The sequence below is a fragment of the Alcaligenes sp. LTN-3 genome (assembly GCF_059735605.1).
Window position 1 is genome coordinate 444,072 of the sequence record NZ_JCAPDN010000001.1, and the last position, 19,586, is coordinate 463,657.

Below are 19,586 nucleotides of genomic sequence, written 5' to 3' on the forward strand. Positions count from 1 at the left end.
TGTTCGTATTTATATGTATTTAACCAGGAGTCATGATGACCTTGCCCCCTTTAGTTGAACCCGGTGAGCCCTTAAGCCGCGAAGAGGTGAACCGTTATAGCCGTCACCTTTTGATTCCCAATGTGGGCATGGAAGGCCAGCGCCGCATCAAAAATGCCAAAGTGCTGGTCATCGGGGCGGGGGGCCTGGGTTCGCCCACCTTGCTGTACTTGGCCGCGGCCGGGGTGGGCACACTGGGCATCATCGACTTTGACCGGGTGGATGAATCCAACCTGCAGCGCCAGATCATTCACACCGTAGACAGCATTGGCGAGCTGAAAGTGGAAAGCGCCAAGCGTGCGATTCACCAGCTCAACCCCCACATCAAGGTAGAAACCTATACCGACCGCTTGGAACCGGATATGGCGGTCGAGCTGTTCTCGCGCTACGACTTGATTCTGGACGGCACCGATAACTTCGCGACCCGCTATCTGGTCAATGATGCGTGCATGCTGGCCGACAAACCCTATGTCTGGGGTTCGATTTTCCGCTTTGAAGGCCAGGTCTCGGTGTTCTGGGAAAACGCGCCCGGTGGCATAGGCTTGAACTATCGTGATCTGTACCCCGAACCGCCACCCCCCGAGCTGGCTCCCTCTTGCGCGCAGGGCGGGGTGTTTGGTGTCTTGTGCGCCTCGATTGCCTCCATCATGTCCACCGAAGCCATCAAGTTGATTACCGGCATTGGTGATCCTTTGATCGGTCGTCTGATCGCTTATGACGCATTGGATATGTGCTACCGCGAACTGCCTATCCGTCGCCTGCCCAATCGTACGCCGGTCACTGAGTTGGGTGACTACCAAACCTTCTGCGGCCTGAACCCACCTGCTGATGCTATGGCCATTCCCGTGCCTGTCATGACGGTGTTGGAGCTGAAAGAACGGCTGGACCAAGTGCAAGCCCCCGTCCTGGTGGACGTACGCGATCCCAATGAATGGGAAATCGTGAACATTCCTGGCGCCATTCTGATGCCCAAGTCTCCCACCGTCGCTGCCGAGATTCTGGCTGCCTTTGGTCCGAATGCGGATCTGGTGATCTCGTGCCGCTCCGGTGCGCGCTCCAAGGCCGTGTGCGAAGAGTTGATCAAGTTGAATGCCCCCAAGGTGTGCAATCTGGAAGGTGGCGTGCTGGCTTGGGTAGAGCAGGTCGCTCCCGAATTGGCGTCTTACTAAGTTCGGGAAGGAGCACATCATGGCCTTGCAGATTCGTCGTTCTGCCTTGGAACAAGTTCTGAATCATGCCAAGCAGGATCACCCCATCGAGGCATGCGGACTGATTGCCGCCCAGGAACGCTCGCTGGTGGCTGAACGTGTGCTGCCCATGCAAAACCGGGCGGCCTCGGAGGTGTTTTATCAGTTCGATTCGCGCGAGCAATTTCAGGTCTACCGCCGTCTGGATGAGGACGATCAGGAGTGCTGCGTGATCTACCACTCTCATACCGCCAGCCAGGCGTTTCCCAGCAAGGACGACATTGATTTTGCGGGCCATCCCGAACTGCATTACCTGATCGTGTCCACCTGGGATCAGGCCACGGTGCCGGTTCGATCCTTCCGGATTATCGATGGCGGTGTGACCGAAGAAACCATTGTGATTGTCTAGGGAACAGCGTCGCTCCTAAGGGGGCGTGCGTCCCGGCTGTTGGAAACCACTATTTCAAAGGAGTTTTAAGCATGTCCATTTCAGTCTCTATTCCGACCTTACTGCGTCCATTGACGAATGGCGAGAAGAAAGTCCAGGCCCAGGGCACTTCGGTAGGCGAAGTGATCGAGCATCTTGACGGTCAGTTTCCCGGCATCAAGGCACGTCTGATGAGCGGCGAAGACCTGCACCGTTTTGTGAACATTTACGTAAACGAAGAGGACATCCGTTTCAGCAATGGCCTGAAAACCGCCACCTGCGCTGGCGACAGCCTGACCGTACTGCCTGCCGTGGCAGGGGGCTAAGACCGCCTGGTCTGGATTTTCATGGTGCAAGTGCTGGTTTCTGCAATCAGCACTTGGCGTGTGCATCACTCTGGTTTGGAACTATGTCTGAATTACTACATGGCTGCGGATTACGTTGGCAGATGGGCTCACCGCCCCCGTACTGGCAGGGCTTGCCCGCTGCCTTGAGCCGTCAGGCCCGATTGCTGGGTTTGTCCGAGCAAACCGCAGGCCAGCAAGACGAAGCAGCATTCAGCCTGCATTCGCCTGATTTTGGAACGATTAGCACGCGTCTGGAAACCGAGGCAGGCGGCATGACGCAAGCCGCGATCAGCGAGCTGAGCATGCAGGCTGCCAGCGGTATCTTGTCCGTGCATGGACGCTCCAGTGGTCCGTCGGGTACCTTGGGCCTGGATTATCTGGCTGTACTCAGTTCAGCCATGAGCTTGCAGGCGACCTTGGCAGCCGCCTTGGGCCAGTTGCGTGGCGGACGTTTCTCCACGGTGTCGGTCTCGCCCTTGGCTTGTGGCTTGCTCAGTATCGGTCAGTATCTGGCCGGGGCAACGGCGGCCCAGGATCCCGAGCAGTTATTGGCAGGCAGCTACGATCCCGGCTTGCGGCCGCCCTTTGTCTCGCAAGACGGTGTGATCTTCGAGTTGGAAACGCTGGACCCCCGACCCTGGCGCGCCTTTTGGGAAGCGGTGGGCGTACCGGCTGATTTGGCTGGTCAGGCCTGGAAAGCCTTTTTGCTGCGTTATGCCAAGGCGGTGTGCCCTATGCCAGAGACGTGTTTACGCCGTTTGCGAGCGTTGAACTTTGCCCGCTTGCAGGAATTGGCCGTGCAAACAGGAATGGCCATTTTGCCGGTGCGTACACCGCCTCAACGCCAGAGCGATAGTGATTATGCGGCCTTGGCCGGTCTGTGGCAGCATCAGATTCATGCCGCGTCTGACTCCTTCTTGCGCACCTTGCCGTCTAATGCCGATTTGCCCTTGCGAGGTTTGCGGGTAGTGGAGTCTTGCCGCCGGATTCAAGGGCCGATTGCCGGTCATTTGCTGGCGCTCCTGGGGGCGGAAGTGATCCGTCTGGAACCGCCCGGTGGCGATCCCTTGCGTGCTATGCCGCCTTGCGTGGATGGTTGTTCGGTGCGTTTTGATGCGCTCAATCAACTCAAGACGGTGCAGGAAGTGGACATCAAGTCGGCTCAAGGCCGCCAGGCCATTTACGAGCTGGTGAGTCAGTCCGATGTGTTCCTGCATAACTGGGCGCCGGGCAAGGCGGCCGAACTGCAACTGGATGCTCAGGACTTGCATGCGGTGCGCCCGGATCTGGTCTACGCCTATGCGGGCGGTTGGGGGCAGGAGCAAGTGGACGCACCGGGCACGGACTTCACGGTGCAAGCCTGGTCGGGCATTGCTCACACCATTTCTCAAACCTCGGATGCACGGGGTGGGTCTTTGTTTACGGTGCTGGATGTGCTGGGCGGCGTGATGGCCGCGCTGGGTATCAGTGCCGCCTTGCTGCGCCGGGGCCTGAGCGGGTCGGGCTTGCGGGTAGACAGTTCCTTGCTGGCCACGGCCGATCATCTGGCCCAGGCCGCCTCTCCTATTAGTAAAACCGGCGTGTCGGCGGTGTTCCAGACGGGCGATGGCTTTATGGTCATCGACTGCCAGGATCAAACGCATTTGCACGCGCTGGCCGGGTGGCTGAATGTGTCGCCCGATGCCGTTTGGACGGTCTTGCCGGATCGTCTTCTGTCCCAGTCTGCCCTGAGCCTGGAGGCGCAACTGGATGTGCTGGGCATACCGGCTCGCCACGTCCCAGGCAATCTGGCGCAACTGCGTGCTGATCCACGCCTGGCGTCCCATTTCCATGACAAGGGCTATTCGTCTGTTAATTCTCCCTGGAGGTTTGTATGAATCACGCTGGCATCATCGATCTGGTCCCCGCGTCATTGCGCCAACGCTGGATAGAGGACGGTACCTACCCGAACAAGCCGGTCTTTACGCTGTTCGCGGAAAAAGCCCAGGCCCATCCGGACAAGCTGGCGGTGCTCTCGCCACAAGGCAATATCAGCTATAGCGCCTTGATGGACGCGGCCTTGCGTCTGGCAGCTAATCTGCGTCGTGCGGGCATTATGGCGGGCGATGTGGTGGCCTATCAGCTTAGCAACCATTGGGTGTGCTGCGCCATTGACCTGGCCGCCGCCGCGTTGGGGGCGATTGTGGCGCCTTTCCCACCCGGACGGGGCAAGCTGGATATTCAATCGCTGGTGCGTCGTTGCGATGCACGGGCGGTGATTGTGCCGCATGAATATGCAGGCATTGATTTGTGCGACGTGATCGAGTCCTTGCGGCCGACGTTGCTGTCCTTGCGTGTTCTGATCGTGCAAGGCCCATCGCGTCCGGGCTGGATGACCTTGGATTCCCTGTTCGAGGGCGAGCCTTTGGCCTTGTCCGAATTACCCGAGGTGTCCCCCAATTCGCCTGTACGTTTGCTGGTGTCCTCCGGTACCGAATCCGAGCCCAAGCTGGTGGCGTATTCGCACAATGCCCTGGTGGGCGGGCGCGGCCGATTCCTGCAACGCATTTCCCCCAATGATGTGGAGTTCCGGGGCATGTATCTGGTGCCGCTGGGCTCGTCGTTTGGCTCTACGGCCACCTTTGGCGTGCTGTGCTGGTTAGGTGGTTCTTTGGTGGTCTTGCCCAAGTTTGATGTACCTAGTGCGATTGCCGCCATCAATGCCTTCAAGCCTAGCTTCATTCTGGGCGTGCCCACCATGTTCCAGCGTATTGCGGCAGCGCCCGAGCTGGAAAAAGCCGATAAAGCTAGTTTGCGCGGCTTGATTGTGGGCGGCTCCGTCATTGACGAAGTGACCGTGCGCCGTTGCGTGGAAGCGTTTGAGTGCGGCTTTATCAGCCTGTACGGCTCGGCTGATGGGGTGAACTGCCACAACACGCTGGACGATCCCATCGACGTGGTCTTGAGCAGTGTGGGGGCCCCCAATCCGCAAGTGTGCGAGATCCGTCTGATTGATGACGAGGGTGCCGAAGTGCCGCACGGTGAAGTAGGCGAAATCACTGCACGCGGTCCCTTGAGCCCCATGCAATATGTGAATGCCCCGGAGTTGGATGCGCAGTATCGGGACGAGCAGGGTTGGGTGAAAACGGGTGATCTGGGCTATATCAATACGCAAGGGCAGTTGGTGTTGGCCGGTCGCAAGAAAGACATCATCATTCGTGGTGGCGCCAATATCAGTCCGGTGCAAATTGAAGGGCTGGTCATGGCTCACCCGGATGTGGTTACCGTGGCGTGCGTGCCGGTCCCCGATGCGGACCTGGGCCAGCGTATTTGCTTGTGCGTGACGCTGCGGGAAGGCGTGCCGCGTTTCTCCTTGAAAGAGATCACCGACTTCTTGCGTGAACAGGGTCTGGAAGTGAACAAGCTGCCCGAGTATCTGCGTTTTTACCGCAGCTTGCCGCTGACGCCGGCGGGCAAGATTGACAAGCGCGCCTTGGCTGCTGACGCTGCCGCTTTAGGTTCCGGGGCCAAGACTGCAGCAGGGATCGCCGCATGAGCCACTTTGCTATTTCCAGTGCGGCCTTGAGCCGCAAGCTGCGGCAGTTTGTGGATACCGAGATCATTCCTAACGAGGGCATTCTGGCCCAAGGGGACAATCTGGCCCGCGAGCTGACCCTGGACCTGACACGTCGCGCTCAACAGGCGGGCTTGTTCGGCATTTTTTACCCCATGCATCGTGGCGGTCGGATCGCCAGTTTGGTCGAGTACTTGCCCGTCGCCGAACAGGAAGGGCGCTCCGAATACGGCCCTGGCATTTTCGGGGCGGACGCTACGCTGGACGCGTATATGTTGAGCCATCATGGCTCGGCCAGCGTCAAACAGCGTTTTCTGACCCCTTTGCTCAAGGGCGATGCGGTGTCCAGTTACGCCATGTCCGAGCCGGACAGCATTGGTTCCATTCCGGCCACCATGCAATGTCAGGCTCGCCTGAAAGACGGGCAATGGCATGTGAATGGCCGCAAGTGGTTTATTTGCCGGGCGCAACTGGCCAGCTTTGCGACCGTGGTGGCGCGCAGCGCGGATGGCCCAGTGAATGAGTCCTTGTCCATGGTGATCGTGCCCACAGACGCGGCGGGCTTTAAAGTCGTACGCCCCTTGCCTTTGCTGGGTCGTTACCAGGGGCAAAACGAGTTGCTGTTCAACAATGTGACCGTGCCAGAGGACTATGTTTTGGGCAGTGCCGGCCAGGGCATGGCCCTGATGCAAAAGCGTCTTGCCTTGGGCCGCATTTTGCGATCCGTGCAATGGTTGGGCCTGGCGCAACGTAGCTTTGACATCATGTGCGAGCGCATTCATTCGGAGCGCGGAGAACTGGCTCGTCTGGCGGACAAGCAACTGGTTCGGGCGCGGGTCTATCAGGTGTACCGCGCCATTACCTCGGCCCGTTGCTTGCTGCGCGAAGCGGCTGTCAAGTTCGATGCGGGTTTACCCAATTCGGTGGAGGTGAATGTGGCCAAGCTGGCGGCGTCGGATGCGGTCAGCGAGGCGGCAGACTCCGCCATCCAGATCATGGGGGCCGAAGGGTTGGCCGATTGGAGTCCCTTGTCCGGCATCTACCGGGCAGCGCGTACCACGCACATTCTGGATGGGGCGGACGATGCCTTGATCAGCACGGTTGGCAAGCACTTGCTGCAAGCGCACTCCGCCATTCAAGAGACAGTAGAGATGAACAAGGCAGTCGCATGATGTTATCGACACGGGCAGGTCGTTCACCCTGGGTGCTGGCCAGTTTGATGACGCTGGCGATGGGCATGCCCATGATGGTGTTTTACGCTATCGGCGTCCTGGGTCCACAAATCATTCAGGATCTGGACATCTCGCGCGAACAATTGGGCTGGTTGACCACCAGCACCTTTGGTCTGGCTGCCTTGCTCTCGCCGTGGGCGGGGGCCTTGGTGCAGCGCATGGGTAATCGGCAAGGTTTGTTTTTGCTGTTCCTGCTGGTGGCCATGTCCTTTAGTTTGATCGCGGTATTGCCGGGTTTCTGGGGCGTGCTGACAGCCTTGCTTTTGTGCGGCCTGGCGCAGTCCTTGGCGAACCCGGTGACCAATCAGGCCATTGCCCAGTTGGTTCCGGCAGAGCGCAAGGCCGGGCTGGTCGGTATCAAGCAATCCGGCGTGCAGGCTTCGGCCTTGCTGGCCGGTTTGGTCTTGCCCACCCTGGCCTACAAGCTGGGGTGGCGGGGGGCGTTTGTGGTGTGGGTGCCTGCCATGTTGTGCCTGTCCTATTTTGCCTTGCAGCTTTTGCCTGCCAGAGCCAATACCGTCGCCGCCAGCATGTCTTGGCGTTTGCCTTGGCCCAGCCCACAGCTTTGGCTGTTGATGGCTATTCAGTTGTGCGCGGGTCTGGTGCTGTCGTCCTTCATCACTTTTCTGGGCGTTTTTGCCCAGCAGTTGGGTGTGTCGCCGTACTGGATCGGGATGCTGGTCAGTGGCTTTGGGGTGATGGGGATTGTGTCCCGCGTTCTTTTGACGCCTATCGCCGCCCGCTTCGGCGATGAAACCTTGCTGCTTGGCATCCTGTTTGTGATCCCGGTTGTGGCCTTGTTGCTGATGATGATGGCCGCCGCGGATAGGCTGTGGCCCTTGGGGGTAGGGGTTTTGGTGATTGGCTTGACCCTGGTTGCGACCAATGCCATTGCCATGAGTATGTTGTTGCGTGATGCCCGCTTTGGTGCTCCCGCCCGCACGGCAGGGCTTTTGTCCGTCGGGTTTTTTGGTGGCTTCGCCTTTGGCCCGCCCTTGTTTGGCGTGCTGCTGCGCTCGCCTGAAGGTTTTGCCGCCGCCTGGCCGTTTTTGATGGGTATTTTGGTGTGCGCCAGCTTGTTGTGCCTGATTCTGTACCAGGTGCGTCGCATCGCGAAAGGAGAGTGATGCAATGTCTGTCGATGTCTTGGGATCAGTCAGCATACAGGCTATCTTTGCCAATATGGATCAGGTTGCCGAGCAATGTGGGGAGCAGTTTCCCTTGTTCAGACAGTCCTCGTCCGAGCAATGGACCTTGTCGCGGCGTGGATCCTGGTTGGGGGGCTTCTGGGCTGGATTATGGTGGCGACGTGCCCTGATCAGCGGTCGGGAGCAGGACAAGCGCCAGGCGCTGCGCTGGAGCCAGAAGCTGCAAGTCTGGCTGCAAGAGCCCAGTATCAATCGCAGCTTTGTGTTCTGGTATGGCGCTGGCTTAGGCAGTATCTGGCATGGGAGTAGGCAGGCGGAAGCGAATGTAGATCTGGCGGCCCAAGCCTTGCTGAACAGTTTCGATGCCTCCAGTGGCTTCTGGCCCCTGGGTTCTGGGATGGGGGGCGGAGAATCAGGTAATCACATGTTGAATGTGGATGCGTTGGCGCCGACGCTGTTGGTGTTGAATGCACAGGGTGGGCCGGTGGCGCGTCAATTTGGGCAATGGCATGTGGATGCTTGTCTGCGTTACTTGCAAAAGCGTAGTGGAGCCTGGCGCGATACCGTCTTGCTACGCGGGAACGATGTGCTGGCCGAGCAGGGCGCTCAAACCTGGCAACGAGGGCAAGCCTGGGCCATGTTGGGCATGGCAAGCGCCACGCGACTGTACGACAGAGCGTCCTATGCTCACGCGGCTTTGAAGGCTTGTCGCTATTGGCACGAGCGTTGGGGGAAATATGCACATGGCTTTTTGAGGCAGAAGTCCCCACTGAGTCCGGTGGACCGCTCGGCCTGGGCGATTGCTTCTTTGGCTATGTATGAGCTGTGGCAGATTTTGCCGGAGCAACCATGGCTGCACGAGCAATCGCGCCTGTATCTGGATGCCTTGCTGACCCCTGAGTTAAGTGAGACAGGTCGTTTTGTGGGGCATCTTTATAAGGTTGCGCCGGGGCAGTCGGAGTTAGTGGAGTCGGCTTGCGCCAGCTTCTTTTTGCTGGAGGCTTTGTTGGCGCATTTGGCTTGATGGACTGATAGCTCGGTTACTTGCCCCTTTGCGTGATCGAGGGGGCCGCGCGATCGATGGTGTACGTTTCCTGGCGTAAGGCCGGTCCATAAAACGAGGATGCCAAGCACGATTGCCGTACGCAATAGCAATATCTCGTCGTGCAGAAAAAAGCAGGCCAACACACAGAAAGGGTGTTGGCCTGCATGGCATTGGGCGATGCAGCGAATCAGGAAATCTGTAAGGACCCTGTTGCACCCATCAGCAGGTCGATCACATCCGGTGCGGTAATAATTTCAAAGCGTGGGTCCATCTGCTCGGCGCTTAGACCGTTATGCACCATGCAGGACTTGCACACAGCGATGCGTCCACCTTGCTCCAGATACTTCTTCAATAGATCTGCTGCCGGTTCAAAAGGCTCGCCAATACGGATCGGGTCAGCGGCGCCGGGTACACCCAGGGCGACCCCTTCAGCCATCAGAATCAGGCAGGCGCTATGTCCTTTCTGAACGGCATTGACCGCCATGGTCAGAGCCACGGTCACTTTGTCGGGATTGCCCTGGGCATGAAACAGCGTGGATACGAAAGCAGCGGGTTTAGGCATCACAGTTCTCCTTGTTTCCGGTTCAAGACTTGAATTCATTAAAAGCGGCAACCGCATTGGCGGCGTACATCACGGACGGGCCACCGCCCATATAAATGGCAACGCCCAAGGCGTCATGGACTTCCTCCAGGCTGGCATTCATGTGCGCCAGTGCCTTGCTGTGAAAGCCAATGCACCCTTCGCAGCGCGTGGCCACGCCAATTGCCAAGGCTATCAGCTCCTTGGTTTTGGCATCAATAGCGCCACCGCTCATGGCTGCCTTGCCTATTTCCCCAAAGCCCTTCATGACATCGGGTTGTGTCTGGCGCAGTTGCGCCAGATTGCTGGAAATACCGTGGGTTAATTGTTTGTAGCTGGTTTCACTCATGCGTAAGGTCCTTTGTACTTAACAAAAGCAAAGAAATGCTGAAATTATTGACTGCATTAATTCAGTATATGCTAAATTAAGATTTATCTAAATTAATGCGTAAAAAAGTTGGATAAACCATGATGCAACGCAAATCCGACATCGAGCTTTTGCAAGAAAGTGCTGATCAGGCGGCCGCCTTGTTGCAGGCGGTAGGTAATCCCAAGCGTCTGGTCATTTTGTGTCTGTTGATTCAGCAAGGCGAGATGAGTGTGGGAGCCTTGAACGAGATGGTGACGCTTAGCCCTTCGGCCTTGTCGCAGCATCTGGCACGCATGCGCCAGGAAGGTTTGGTCAGCTACCGGCGCGAGGCGCAAACCCTGTATTACCGGATTGAGGACCCGAACGTCGCCAAGTTGATTGGCACCTTGAAGGATATTTTTTGTCCCTGAACTGGCGGGTGTTAGGGGGCTGGGCAGCATCAGTATCCTGCGTGTAGGTACCTTCACCCGCTCCGTTTTTTCCTTACTTTTTTGTTGAGAGGATGAGTCATGAAAAGCAACGTCGGTAGTGTAGATCGTATTATCCGTATCCTTGTCGGTGTGGTGTTGATTGCGCTGGCAGTCACGAATGTCATCGGCTGGTGGGGTTGGCTGGGCCTGATTCCCCTGATCACGGGCCTGGTTGGTTTTTGCCCCTTGTACCCCATGCTGGGTCTGAGCACCTGCCCGCTGAAAAAGCGTCAGTAAATCAGTCCCTATTGCCTGATAGCGGGGCATCCCCGCCTGCTCCTTGGGAAGGTTTATCCTGCTCAAGGAGCTTTTTTATTGCCTGAAAAACTGCTTTGGAGTTTGTACGATAACGCAGGCAGTGCGCCAGTCCTGTTGGAGTGGGGAGCGAAAGATGAATAAAGAAGATATTTCCAAAGCAAAGAACCCGGACTTGCGGGCGTCCCTGGCCGCCTTGGAGCGTGCCGCACAGTCGGCACGTTTTGTGGCCATGCAAACCAATACCTCGGTGGTGTTGGTGGAGAACGGTAAGATGATCAAGCTCTCGGCAGAGCAATTGCGGCAGGAAGTCTGCAAGAGCTGATGATACTTGGTTGCTATCGTGGTTCTAGCCTGACCACACCGTATTTTTATTTCTGCTCAGCGGCCAATTTCTTGACGTGCTCAAGAGGGCGATGGGTCTTGTAGAGCCTGGGGGTGGTCGGATGAATATCGACATAGAGCATTGAATCAGCCAGGAAGCAGGCCGGCAGACTGAGTGGCTACTTCAGTCTGCCAGATATTCTTGTCGTAGAGATCGGCTTCAGACCATGCCAACATCCTGTCCTGTATCTGGGTATTGGCTCAAGGTCGCCAAAAACTCCGAAGGTGGATAGGCAAAGGTCTTTTTAAAGGCTACTGAATAAGCGCTCAAACTTTCATAGCCACTTTCCAGCGCCGCCTGCGTGATGGACTTGCCTTGCAGCAGCAACTGGATCGAGGCCATCAGCCGCATCTGTTGCCGCCATTTCCCCAGATTCATCCCCGTGCTTTTCAGAAAACGCCGATGCAAGGTTTTCGGCGTCAAGGCGTATTGCTGTGCCACCTCAATCATTGTTTGCTGCAGAGCTGGCGAGCGCACCAGATCTGCGCAAATCCGCCGCATTAAATCATCTTTCGGCCAGGGTAAATGAAAAGGCAGGGGATGGAGCACACGCAGCTCTTCGAGCAATAGCTGGCCCAGCAGAGCGTCTCGTAAAGGTGGGGCTGCTTGCGGAATCACCTGTACCAGCGCAGCAATCAATTCACGCACCAGTGGTGTGACATGGAGCACGCAATCATGGTCCGGTAACTGCGCGGCCAGAATTTCATCAATAAACAAGCCATGCACATTCACTGCGGTGGTGGCGTTGAGCTGATGCGGCACACCGGGCCGCAACCAGACGGCCGTAGTAGGGGGCACCAGCCACTGGCCGGTATCGGCCTGCACCAGCAGCACCCCTTCAGTGGCATACAAAAGATGCCCGCAGTGGTGGCTATGGCGGGGGACTTCATGCCCGGCAGGGTAATGCTCGATCACCCCGCTGACCAGCAAGGGCGAGGTATCGGAGTGAGACAAGTCCAGCGCTCGCCCACCGCGTTCAGGGGATGCGTAGCCCATATTCAGAAATGTCCAAAAAAATAAAACAAATGACTATTTTTTGATAGAAGGCCAAGTGCCTTGCAGTCTAAAGTGCTTTTATCGTCTTCATCAAGCACTTTGGGATTGGACCTGCCGTGACTCATTTGCACTTGCTATCGCTAGGCCTACTCGCCCTGACATCCGGTCGGGGTCCGTACGCCTGTGTGTGCGAATGGTCCTATCCTGGTTTCCCCAGACCCCGACTGTAGCCAGCTCCTTGGAGTAGGGAAGCCAGGTATGTCATTCCCTATATTCGAGGTTCTCATGCTGACTGATCCTTCCCACAAATACCGTCCCTTTCCTGTCGTCAACTTGCCTGATCGCCAGTGGCCCCAACGTACCCTGAACAAGGCGCCTGTGTGGTTGTCTACCGATTTGCGTGATGGCAACCAGGCCCTGTTCGAGCCTATGAATCGCGACCGCAAATTGCGCCTGTTTCAGGAGCTGGTCCGCATTGGTTTCAAGGAAATCGAGGTGGGTTTTCCGTCTGCCTCGCAAACGGATTTTGATATCGTCCGGCAACTGATTGATGAGGGCATGATCCCGAACGACGTCACGCCTATGGTCATTACCCAATTGCGTGAAGATCTGATTCAAACCACGGTACGCAGCGTGGCGGGGGCGCGTCGTGTGATTGTGCATTTCTACAATGCAATTGCCCCCGCTTTCCGGGAAATCGTCTTCAAGATGGAGGTGCCGCACATCATCGACATGGTGCGGCGCCATGTGGAGCTGTTCAAGCGCCTGACCGCCCAGCACCCGGAAACGGAGTGGGTGTTGCAGTATTCGCCTGAAACCTTTTGCATGGCAGAACTGGACGTGTCGCTGGCTGTCTGCAACGCGGCCATTGATGCCTGGGCCGCGGGGCCAACGCGACCCATGATCATCAATCTGCCCACCACGGTGGAAGTGACGACCGCGAACGTTTTTGCCGATCAGATTGAATGGATGGATCGCCATCTGGATAGACGTGAACATATCGTCTTGTCGGTGCATCCGCATAACGACCGTGGCACAGGCGTTGCTTGCGCTGAACAAGCCATGCTGGCCGGTGCACAGCGTGTCGAGGGTTGCCTGTTTGGTAATGGCGAGCGTAGCGGCAATCTGGATGTGGTGACTTTGGCTCTGAATCTGTATACCCAGGGCATCTCTCCAAACCTGGACTTCTCCGATATTTCGGCGGTGGCCCGTATTGCGGAAGAGGCGACCTCCTTGCCTATCCACCCGCGTCATCCCTATGTGGGTGATCTGGTCTTTACCGCTTTTTCCGGTTCTCATCAGGACGCGATTGCCAAGGGCTTTGCGGTGCAGAAAGAGGATGCACCGTGGCGTGTGCCTTATTTGCCAGTCGACCCTAAGGATTTGGGCCGCACCTACGACAGCATCGTGCGTGTCAACAGCCAGTCCGGCAAAGGTGGCATCGCTTTTCTGCTGCAACGCGACTACGGCATTGTGATGCCGCGCCGTATGCAGGTGGAGTTCAGTGCCATCGTTCAGCAGATAGCGGACTCCAGCGAAACGGAGTTGAACAGTCAGCAGATCTGGGAACTGTTTGAAACCACCTACCTGCAAGCCAATCAGCGTCAAGGGCACACCAGCTACCGTGCGCACCGTCTGTTCGATGAGGCGCAAGGGCAGCAGGGCATAGAGCTGCAATGCGTGAGTGCCAATGGCGAGACTGAAACCTATACCGGAACAGGCAATGGCCCGATTGCGGCGACGGTGGCGGCCTTGAATCTGCCTTTGCGTATCGACAGTTACGAGGAACGCAGTTTGGGTTCTGGTGCGGATGCGTGCGCGATGGCCATTGTGGAGGCGGTTATGCCCGGTGTGCCAGGCGTGAAATTTGGCGTAGGCAAACATGCGAATATCATTACGGCCAGTGTGGTGGCGGTGATGAATGCGGCCGCGCGCTTCGAGCAGGTGGAGGTTTAAGCGCGATCATTCTGCTTTTGTGGCCCGCAACAATGCCTTGGGTTCAAGCTGCGTCGTTGCGGACTGCAATCCGATCAGGCAGGCTGCTCGTCCTTCTGAGCGATATCTTTGTCAGCAGGCTGGTCTAGATTCACTACTTGACCCAACCAGCGTGCCACCACCTTCAGCTCATCTTCAGTAAAGCCATCGGACAATTGCCGATTCAAGTCCTGCAAGGTCGATTTGGCCTTGATGCTGGCTTCTTCTCCGGCAGGAGTCAGCGTCAAGCAAATCTTGCGCGTATCCACGTCGTCAGTCAGGCGTTGAATCAGGCCTGCTGCTTGCATGCGTTTGGACAATCCTGTAATCGCAGCCGGTGCGACTTGCAAGGCGCTGGCTGCTTCTCCCACCGTGACCGAGCCTTGAGAGCGAATCAAAAACAGCATGCCAACTTGGGCCGCGCTGATATCTGTCCAGGCCGACGGCTGCTTTTGAATCCAGCGCTGCAATGCTTTGTGGGCGTGGTTCAACAAAAAGACAAAACGTGGCTGTGATTTCTGGCTCATTTCGGCGACGGCTGGATAGGTATCGGTTAGACGTTACGAGTTCGATGCTGGGCCGGATTCGCTTTGTGCGATCAGCCAGTCGATCACTATAGGCCAAAGTGCCTCGGCATTGCGTTTACGAAAGAAGCCCATGTGACCAATATGTACCAAACCCAGCTTTTTATGCTCCAGTTGCAGCCTTTCTATAGGGGCCTTGCTTAGTGGTTCCAGCAGCCGGGAAATAGCCCGCGGATTGGCCCAAGGGTCATCATCAAACCCCAGAACCAGTAAAGGAATATCAACCTGACTGGCGCGTTGTTTGGCATCCAGCTGCGGGTCGTCATAAAAATAATGAGGCTTTTGCGTCCAGTGGCTCCATTGCTGCATGACGCCACGCGGGAGGTCCTCACCAAAGCCCAAACGCCGAGTCGGCATATAGCCGTAAAGGCCGCACAGTACGGCAGTGAGCACCCGCATGATCAGCCCCACCCGAAAGCGTTCCATAGGCTTTTCAATTAAAGCGGTAATCCCCGCATGTGACGCAATCAGGACAGCGGCTTTTACGGAGTGAGTCGCGGGGGAGATAGCAATCGCATGGCCGCCAACGCTATGACCAACAGCCAAAATAGGTAGACCATTAAAACGATGGGCGACCCAGTCTGTGACGTAGACCGCATCCTCCAGCATCCAGTCAGACATAGAAACATCGTATTGGCGTATGTCCTTCTGACGAGATCGGCCTATACCCCGGTAGTCGTAGCTCATAACAATGAAGCCCAGGCTGTTCAGATGTTCTGCAAAAGGACGATAGAAATCCTGCGGAACGGCCGTGGCGGGGTGGATGATGATGGCTGCTTTGGCATTAGCAGCAGGCCATAAGGTCGCACTGATCGGGTCTTTGCCAGCGTGCTGAATCGTCACCTGTTGCATGCCTGTCTCTAATTTTAGTTAATGTGTTAACAATATTAGAGTGGCTTCAGAAGTGAGTCAATCCTGCCTCAAAGGGGGAAGGGGATTGTTAGTGGGGTGGCGGCCAGGCCTTACATCTCTGCGACCAAGCCCTTGATTGCCTCGATATACCAGGCCTGATCATTAATCCTGTGCGTCAGAATAATTGGTGAGGTCGCCTGCGGTTCTTCTATCAAGCGATAGTGCAGATCGTTGCGCAGGCGTGCCGAGGTCGGGATCAGGCACAATCCGGAATCAGCCGCCACCAGGCCCAAGGCGGCTTGAATTTCCCCGGCCTCATAGACTTGCGCCGGGCGCACGCTGTGATCATGCAGCAGGTGCAGAACGTGGTCTGCAAAGCTGGGTCGGGGCTCTTTCGGGTAAACAATCAGCTTTTGGCCTTGCACTTTTTTCAGGCTCAAAGGCGTGTCCGAATCGGCCAGATCCGAGCTGGGTGGAATGGCCAGGGCCAGTTGCTCTTCCCGTAATACGGTTCTTTGCACCGACGCATCATTTAACCGTATTCGCCCAAAGCCCACATCAATCCGTCCCGACTTCAAAGCCTCCAACTGCTGCATGGAGGTCAGCTCCACCGTTTGCAAGTCCACTTCCGGATATTGGTGGCGTAGCTTGCGCATCAAGGCGGGCAAACCACCATACAGGGTAGAAGCCACAAAGCCTATCGACAGGGTTTGCCGTTGATGCAGCCCGATCTGTCGGGTCGTATGCACTAACTGATCCACCCGGCTCAGGATCTGCAAGGCCTGTTCATAAAATACCCGTCCGGCTTCGGTCAGCCGCAAGGGCCGGTTATTGCGTAGCAGCAGTGTGACGCCCAGCTCTTCTTCCAGCAATTGGATTTGTCGGCTCAGTGGGGGCTGGGCCATATGCAGGCGCTCGGACGCCCGGGTGAAGTTGCGGGTTTCGGCAACGGCCACAAAATATTTGAGCTGACGTAGATCCATAAGGGAAAACCATACCTAGGCTGAATTGATGGGGTTTAGTTTCTTGATTTTTAATATTTATATCAGAAACTATACCCATAAGGTATAGAACTAGACCTATTTAGTCTTGGAAATAACGGGCCTGCTTCGTGTTCAATCAAGCCATGGAACATACGCGATCTTCTCAACTATTAGCAACTCCGGCCCTGATCGAACGGGTGGAGACTTTGCTGCTGGATCTGCCTACGATCCGTCCTCATCAATTGGCGATGACGACCATGCAAGGCCAGACTTTGATGCTGGTGCGCTTGTACTGCTCGGACGGTACGGTGGGTGTCGGCGAGGGCACGACCATTGGTGGTCTGGCCTACGGCGCCGAGTCGCCCGAAGGCATGAAGCTGGCCATCGACACCTATTTCACTCCCTTGTTGCTGGGCGCCAATGCCAATGCCGTGCCTGCCATCATGGCCCGCTTGAATACGGCGATTCAGGAAAACCGATTTGCCAAAAGTGCAGTGGAAACGGCCCTGTTTGATGCCTTGGGCAAGCGCACGGGTCTGCCGGTTTCGCACCTGCTGGGTGGCCGCATGCGCGAGAGCCTGTCCGTGGCATGGACGCTGGCTTCCGGTAATACCGCCAAGGATATTGATGAAGCCGAGCGCATGTTGGCGCAGGCTCGTCACCGTATTTTTAAACTCAAGATTGGTCGCCGCCCGGTAAAGGACGATGTGGCTCATGTGGCGGCCATCAAGAAGGCGTTGGGCGACCGTGCCGACGTGCGTGTGGACGTGAACATGGCCTGGAGCCCCTTGCAGGCTCAGCATGGTTTGGCGGGCTTGGTTGATGCAGGTTGTTCCCTGGTAGAGCAGCCAGTACGGCGAGCTGATGCGCTGGCCGATCTGAAAGGTCGCTTCCCGATTGCCTTGATGGCCGATGAATCCCTGACCGGCCCGGCCTCGGCTTTTGCGCTGGCCCGTGACTGTGCCGCTGATGTGTTTGCCATCAAGATTGAACAGTCCGGTGGTTTGCGTGCGGGCTTGCAAGTCGCCGCAATTGCCGAAGCGGCTGGTATTGAAGTGTATGGCGGCACCATGCTGGAAGGCGCGATCGGTACGATTGCGGCAGCTCATGTGTTTGCCGCAGTGAACCAGTTGCAGTGGGGCACTGAGTTGTTCGGGCCTTTGCTCTTGACCGAGGAAATTCTTGCAGAGCCACTGAATTACAGCAATTTTGAATTACAGATACCTCAAGGGCCGGGTTTGGGTATCGTACTGGACGAGGATCGTGTCCAGTATTTCCGTCGCGACAAGACACACATCAGTGTTGGCTCGGCTGCCTAGGCGCAATAAGAAGCCAGTCGTCACGGCTTTGCTTGGAACACTTTTTTCAGGATATTAGGAGACACAGAATGAGCGTAAAAATTTTTGATACCCCCGATGTACAAGACTTCCTGCGTTTGGCCTCTGGCCTGGATCAGCCCGGTGGCAATCCACGCGTCAAGCAGATCATGCACCGCATCATCAGCGATCTGTTCAAGACCATTGAAGATTTGGAAATCACCAACGACGAGTACTGGGCAGCCGTGGCTTACCTGAACCGTTTGGGTACGGCCAGCGAAGCCGGTTTGCTGTCTCCCGGTCTGGGCTTTGATCGTTTCCTGGACATGCGCATGGACGCCATGGACAAGGAACTGGGTCTGGACAACGGTACCCCTCGCACTATTGAAGGTCCTTTGTACGTATCGGGCGCGCCTGTGGCCCAAGGTTTTGTTCGCCTGGACGATGGTTCCGATACCGCCGGCGAAACCCTGATCATGCACGGCGTCGTGGCTGGTGCGGACGGCAAGCCTATCGCGGGTGCCCAGGTTGAAGTTTGGCACGCCAACACCAAAGGCTTTTACTCGCACTTTGACCCCACTGGCGAGCAACAGCCCTTCAATATGCGTCGCACCATCATTACCGACGAAAATGGTCGCTACAAGTTCCAGAGCATTGTGCCCAAGGGCTACGGCTGTCCTCCGGATGGTCCTACCCAAGGCTTGCTGAACGAGCTGGGCCGTCACGGTAACCGTCCTGCGCACATTCATTTCTTTGTGACCGCTCCTGGCCACCGCAAGCTGACCACGCAGATCAACATCGACGGCGATCCGCTGGTGTACGACGACTTCGCCTACGCCACTCGCGACGGTCTGGTACCACCACTGACCGAGCACACGGATCCTGCCCGCATCGCTGCCGAAAACCTGGATGGTCCGTTTGCAGAGATCGTGTTTGATATTTCCTTGACCCCCTTGGTCGATGGCAAGGACAACCAGATCGTGAATCGTCCACGTCTGGCTGCCTAAGTCTTGCTGTAGCCCAGCGCCTGTGTTTGCCTCGTCAAACCAGGCCCTGGGCTGACTTGTTTTTGCTGTGCCTGACGTAAGGGCTAAGCCCATCCGTAGCGTCAGTGCTTTATACGGAGAACGGAGTGATCGATAAACAGGTAAGCAGTGTTGCACAGGCTTTGCAGGATGTGCAGGACGGCGCCACGATTCTGGTCGGTGGTTTTGGAACGGCTGGCATACCCACGGAGTTGATCGACGGCCTGATCGAGCAAGGCGCTCGTGACCTGACCATCGTCAACAATAACGCGGGTAATGGCGATGTGGGGCTGGCGGCTTTGCTTAAAACAGGCCGGGTACGCAAGATTATTTGCAGCTTCCCCCGTCAGGCTGATTCCTGGGTATTTGATGACTTGTATCGCAGCGGCAAGATCGAGCTGGAGTTGGTGCCACAAGGCAATCTGGCCGAACGATTGCGCGCCGCCGGTGCGGGTATCGGTGGCTTTTTCTGCCCCACAGGCTATGGCACAGAACTGGCCAAGGGCAAGGAAACACGTTTGATCAATGGTCGCTGGCATGTCTATGAAGAGCCCATTCATGGCGATGTCGCCCTGATCAAGGCCGAGCGGGGGGACCGTTGGGGGAATTTGACCTACCGCATGGCGGCGCGCAACTTTGGTCCGGTCATGGCGACCGCGGCTCGCACCACCATTGCCAGTGTGTTTGAGCTGGCAGAACTGGGAGAGCTGGACCCTGAAACCATTGTGACGCCCGGCATTCATGTGCGCCGCGTCGTGGTGGTGCCGCGCAGCCGCACAGAGGCAGGTGGGTTCAAGGCATGAACGAACAGAGCATGA

21 protein-coding genes are annotated in these 19,586 nt (G+C 56.9%); 15 read left to right on the forward strand and 6 right to left on the reverse strand.

What is annotated here, in order from left to right; genetic code table 11:
- Nucleotides 1-35: 35 nt before the first annotated feature.
- The 8 genes from moeB (at nucleotide 36) to AC6I6N_RS02110 (ending at nucleotide 8,957) form a co-directional block, all read left to right on the forward strand.
- Complete coding sequence (moeB, locus tag AC6I6N_RS02075) at nucleotides 36-1,208, forward strand: molybdopterin-synthase adenylyltransferase MoeB (protein ID WP_497942917.1); 1,173 nt, start codon at nucleotides 36-38, stop codon at nucleotides 1,206-1,208.
- Between the two features lie 19 nt (nucleotides 1,209-1,227).
- Nucleotides 1,228-1,635, forward strand: coding sequence for a M67 family metallopeptidase (locus tag AC6I6N_RS02080; RefSeq protein ID WP_497942919.1), 408 nt, complete (start codon nucleotides 1,228-1,230; stop codon nucleotides 1,633-1,635).
- A 71-nt stretch (nucleotides 1,636-1,706) separates the two neighbouring features.
- Nucleotides 1,707-1,979: a MoaD/ThiS family protein gene (locus AC6I6N_RS02085; RefSeq protein WP_264672750.1), complete on the forward strand. Its 273-nt coding sequence runs from the start codon at nucleotides 1,707-1,709 to the stop codon at nucleotides 1,977-1,979.
- Nucleotides 1,980-2,062: 83 nt separating this feature from the next.
- Complete coding sequence (locus tag AC6I6N_RS02090) at nucleotides 2,063-3,877, forward strand: CoA transferase (RefSeq protein ID WP_249462218.1); 1,815 nt, start codon at nucleotides 2,063-2,065, stop codon at nucleotides 3,875-3,877.
- Nucleotides 3,874-5,535: an AMP-binding protein gene (locus AC6I6N_RS02095; RefSeq protein WP_497942921.1), complete on the forward strand. Its 1,662-nt coding sequence runs from the start codon at nucleotides 3,874-3,876 to the stop codon at nucleotides 5,533-5,535. The genes AC6I6N_RS02090 and AC6I6N_RS02095 overlap by 4 nt, the downstream gene beginning before the upstream one ends.
- Nucleotides 5,532-6,725 (forward strand): acyl-CoA dehydrogenase family protein, encoded by a 1,194-nt coding sequence (locus tag AC6I6N_RS02100; RefSeq protein WP_406611933.1) that lies wholly within the window; start codon nucleotides 5,532-5,534, stop codon nucleotides 6,723-6,725. Before AC6I6N_RS02095 ends, AC6I6N_RS02100 begins: the two co-directional genes overlap by 4 nt.
- Complete coding sequence (locus tag AC6I6N_RS02105; RefSeq protein WP_497942923.1) at nucleotides 6,722-7,912, forward strand: MFS transporter; 1,191 nt, start codon at nucleotides 6,722-6,724, stop codon at nucleotides 7,910-7,912. The genes AC6I6N_RS02100 and AC6I6N_RS02105 overlap by 4 nt, the downstream gene beginning before the upstream one ends.
- Nucleotides 7,913-7,916: 4 nt before the next feature.
- Nucleotides 7,917-8,957 carry a glucuronyl hydrolase gene (locus AC6I6N_RS02110; protein ID WP_121738779.1) on the forward strand — a complete coding sequence of 347 codons (1,041 nt, stop codon included), beginning with the start codon at nucleotides 7,917-7,919 and terminating at the stop codon, nucleotides 8,955-8,957.
- A gap of 208 nt (nucleotides 8,958-9,165) precedes the next feature.
- Here the strand turns inward: AC6I6N_RS02110 and AC6I6N_RS02115 are convergent, their stop codons facing one another.
- Nucleotides 9,166-9,540 (reverse strand): DsrE family protein, encoded by a 375-nt coding sequence (locus AC6I6N_RS02115; RefSeq protein WP_094196495.1) that lies wholly within the window; start codon nucleotides 9,538-9,540, stop codon nucleotides 9,166-9,168.
- Nucleotides 9,541-9,562: 22 nt separating this feature from the next.
- Complete coding sequence (locus AC6I6N_RS02120; protein WP_108727377.1) at nucleotides 9,563-9,907, reverse strand: carboxymuconolactone decarboxylase family protein; 345 nt, start codon at nucleotides 9,905-9,907, stop codon at nucleotides 9,563-9,565.
- A gap of 119 nt (nucleotides 9,908-10,026) precedes the next feature.
- Here AC6I6N_RS02120 and AC6I6N_RS02125 point away from each other — a divergent pair, with 119 nt between their 5' ends.
- The 3 genes from AC6I6N_RS02125 to AC6I6N_RS02135 all read left to right on the forward strand — a co-directional run bounded on the left by AC6I6N_RS02125 (nucleotide 10,027) and on the right by AC6I6N_RS02135 (nucleotide 10,978).
- Nucleotides 10,027-10,338 (forward strand): ArsR/SmtB family transcription factor, encoded by a 312-nt coding sequence (locus AC6I6N_RS02125; protein ID WP_094196497.1) that lies wholly within the window; start codon nucleotides 10,027-10,029, stop codon nucleotides 10,336-10,338.
- Between the two features lie 99 nt (nucleotides 10,339-10,437).
- Nucleotides 10,438-10,635, forward strand: coding sequence for a YgaP family membrane protein (locus tag AC6I6N_RS02130; protein WP_094196498.1), 198 nt, complete (start codon nucleotides 10,438-10,440; stop codon nucleotides 10,633-10,635).
- 154 nt (nucleotides 10,636-10,789) lie between these two features.
- Nucleotides 10,790-10,978 (forward strand): hypothetical protein, encoded by a 189-nt coding sequence (locus AC6I6N_RS02135; RefSeq protein ID WP_009454580.1) that lies wholly within the window; start codon nucleotides 10,790-10,792, stop codon nucleotides 10,976-10,978.
- Between the two features lie 219 nt (nucleotides 10,979-11,197).
- Here AC6I6N_RS02135 and AC6I6N_RS02140 read toward each other — a convergent pair whose 3' ends face one another.
- Nucleotides 11,198-12,034, reverse strand: coding sequence for an AraC family transcriptional regulator (locus AC6I6N_RS02140; RefSeq protein ID WP_125277843.1), 837 nt, complete (start codon nucleotides 12,032-12,034; stop codon nucleotides 11,198-11,200).
- 285 nt (nucleotides 12,035-12,319) lie between these two features.
- On the opposite strand from AC6I6N_RS02140, the gene leuA reads away from it, so the two are divergent.
- A complete protein-coding gene (leuA, locus tag AC6I6N_RS02145; RefSeq protein ID WP_376913142.1) occupies nucleotides 12,320-13,990 on the forward strand; it encodes a 2-isopropylmalate synthase in 1,671 nt (556 codons plus the stop codon).
- Nucleotides 13,991-14,064: 74 nt separating this feature from the next.
- Here leuA and AC6I6N_RS02150 read toward each other — a convergent pair whose 3' ends face one another.
- The 3 genes from AC6I6N_RS02150 to AC6I6N_RS02160 all read right to left on the reverse strand — a co-directional run bounded on the left by AC6I6N_RS02150 (nucleotide 14,065) and on the right by AC6I6N_RS02160 (nucleotide 16,427).
- Nucleotides 14,065-14,535, reverse strand: coding sequence for a MarR family winged helix-turn-helix transcriptional regulator (locus AC6I6N_RS02150; RefSeq protein ID WP_376912848.1), 471 nt, complete (start codon nucleotides 14,533-14,535; stop codon nucleotides 14,065-14,067).
- Between the two features lie 33 nt (nucleotides 14,536-14,568).
- The gene (locus AC6I6N_RS02155; protein ID WP_441382340.1) at nucleotides 14,569-15,444 is read right to left on the reverse strand and encodes an alpha/beta hydrolase family protein; all 876 of its coding nucleotides are present in this window, start codon (nucleotides 15,442-15,444) and stop codon (nucleotides 14,569-14,571) included.
- Nucleotides 15,445-15,554: 110 nt separating this feature from the next.
- Entirely contained in the window at nucleotides 15,555-16,427 is an 873-nt protein-coding gene (locus tag AC6I6N_RS02160; RefSeq protein ID WP_497942928.1) for a LysR family transcriptional regulator, read from the reverse strand.
- Nucleotides 16,428-16,570: 143 nt separating this feature from the next.
- Between AC6I6N_RS02160 and AC6I6N_RS02165 the strand changes: the two genes are divergently transcribed.
- The 3 genes from AC6I6N_RS02165 to AC6I6N_RS02175 all read left to right on the forward strand — a co-directional run bounded on the left by AC6I6N_RS02165 (nucleotide 16,571) and on the right by AC6I6N_RS02175 (nucleotide 19,571).
- Entirely contained in the window at nucleotides 16,571-17,746 is a 1,176-nt protein-coding gene (locus AC6I6N_RS02165; RefSeq protein WP_497942929.1) for a muconate/chloromuconate family cycloisomerase, read from the forward strand.
- Between the two features lie 68 nt (nucleotides 17,747-17,814).
- Nucleotides 17,815-18,750, forward strand: a complete 936-nt coding sequence (gene catA / locus AC6I6N_RS02170; protein ID WP_094196504.1) for a catechol 1,2-dioxygenase — start codon at nucleotides 17,815-17,817, stop codon at nucleotides 18,748-18,750.
- Between the two features lie 125 nt (nucleotides 18,751-18,875).
- A complete protein-coding gene (locus AC6I6N_RS02175) occupies nucleotides 18,876-19,571 on the forward strand; it encodes a 3-oxoacid CoA-transferase subunit A (RefSeq protein WP_108727380.1) in 696 nt (231 codons plus the stop codon).
- Nucleotides 19,572-19,586 lie beyond the last annotated feature (15 nt).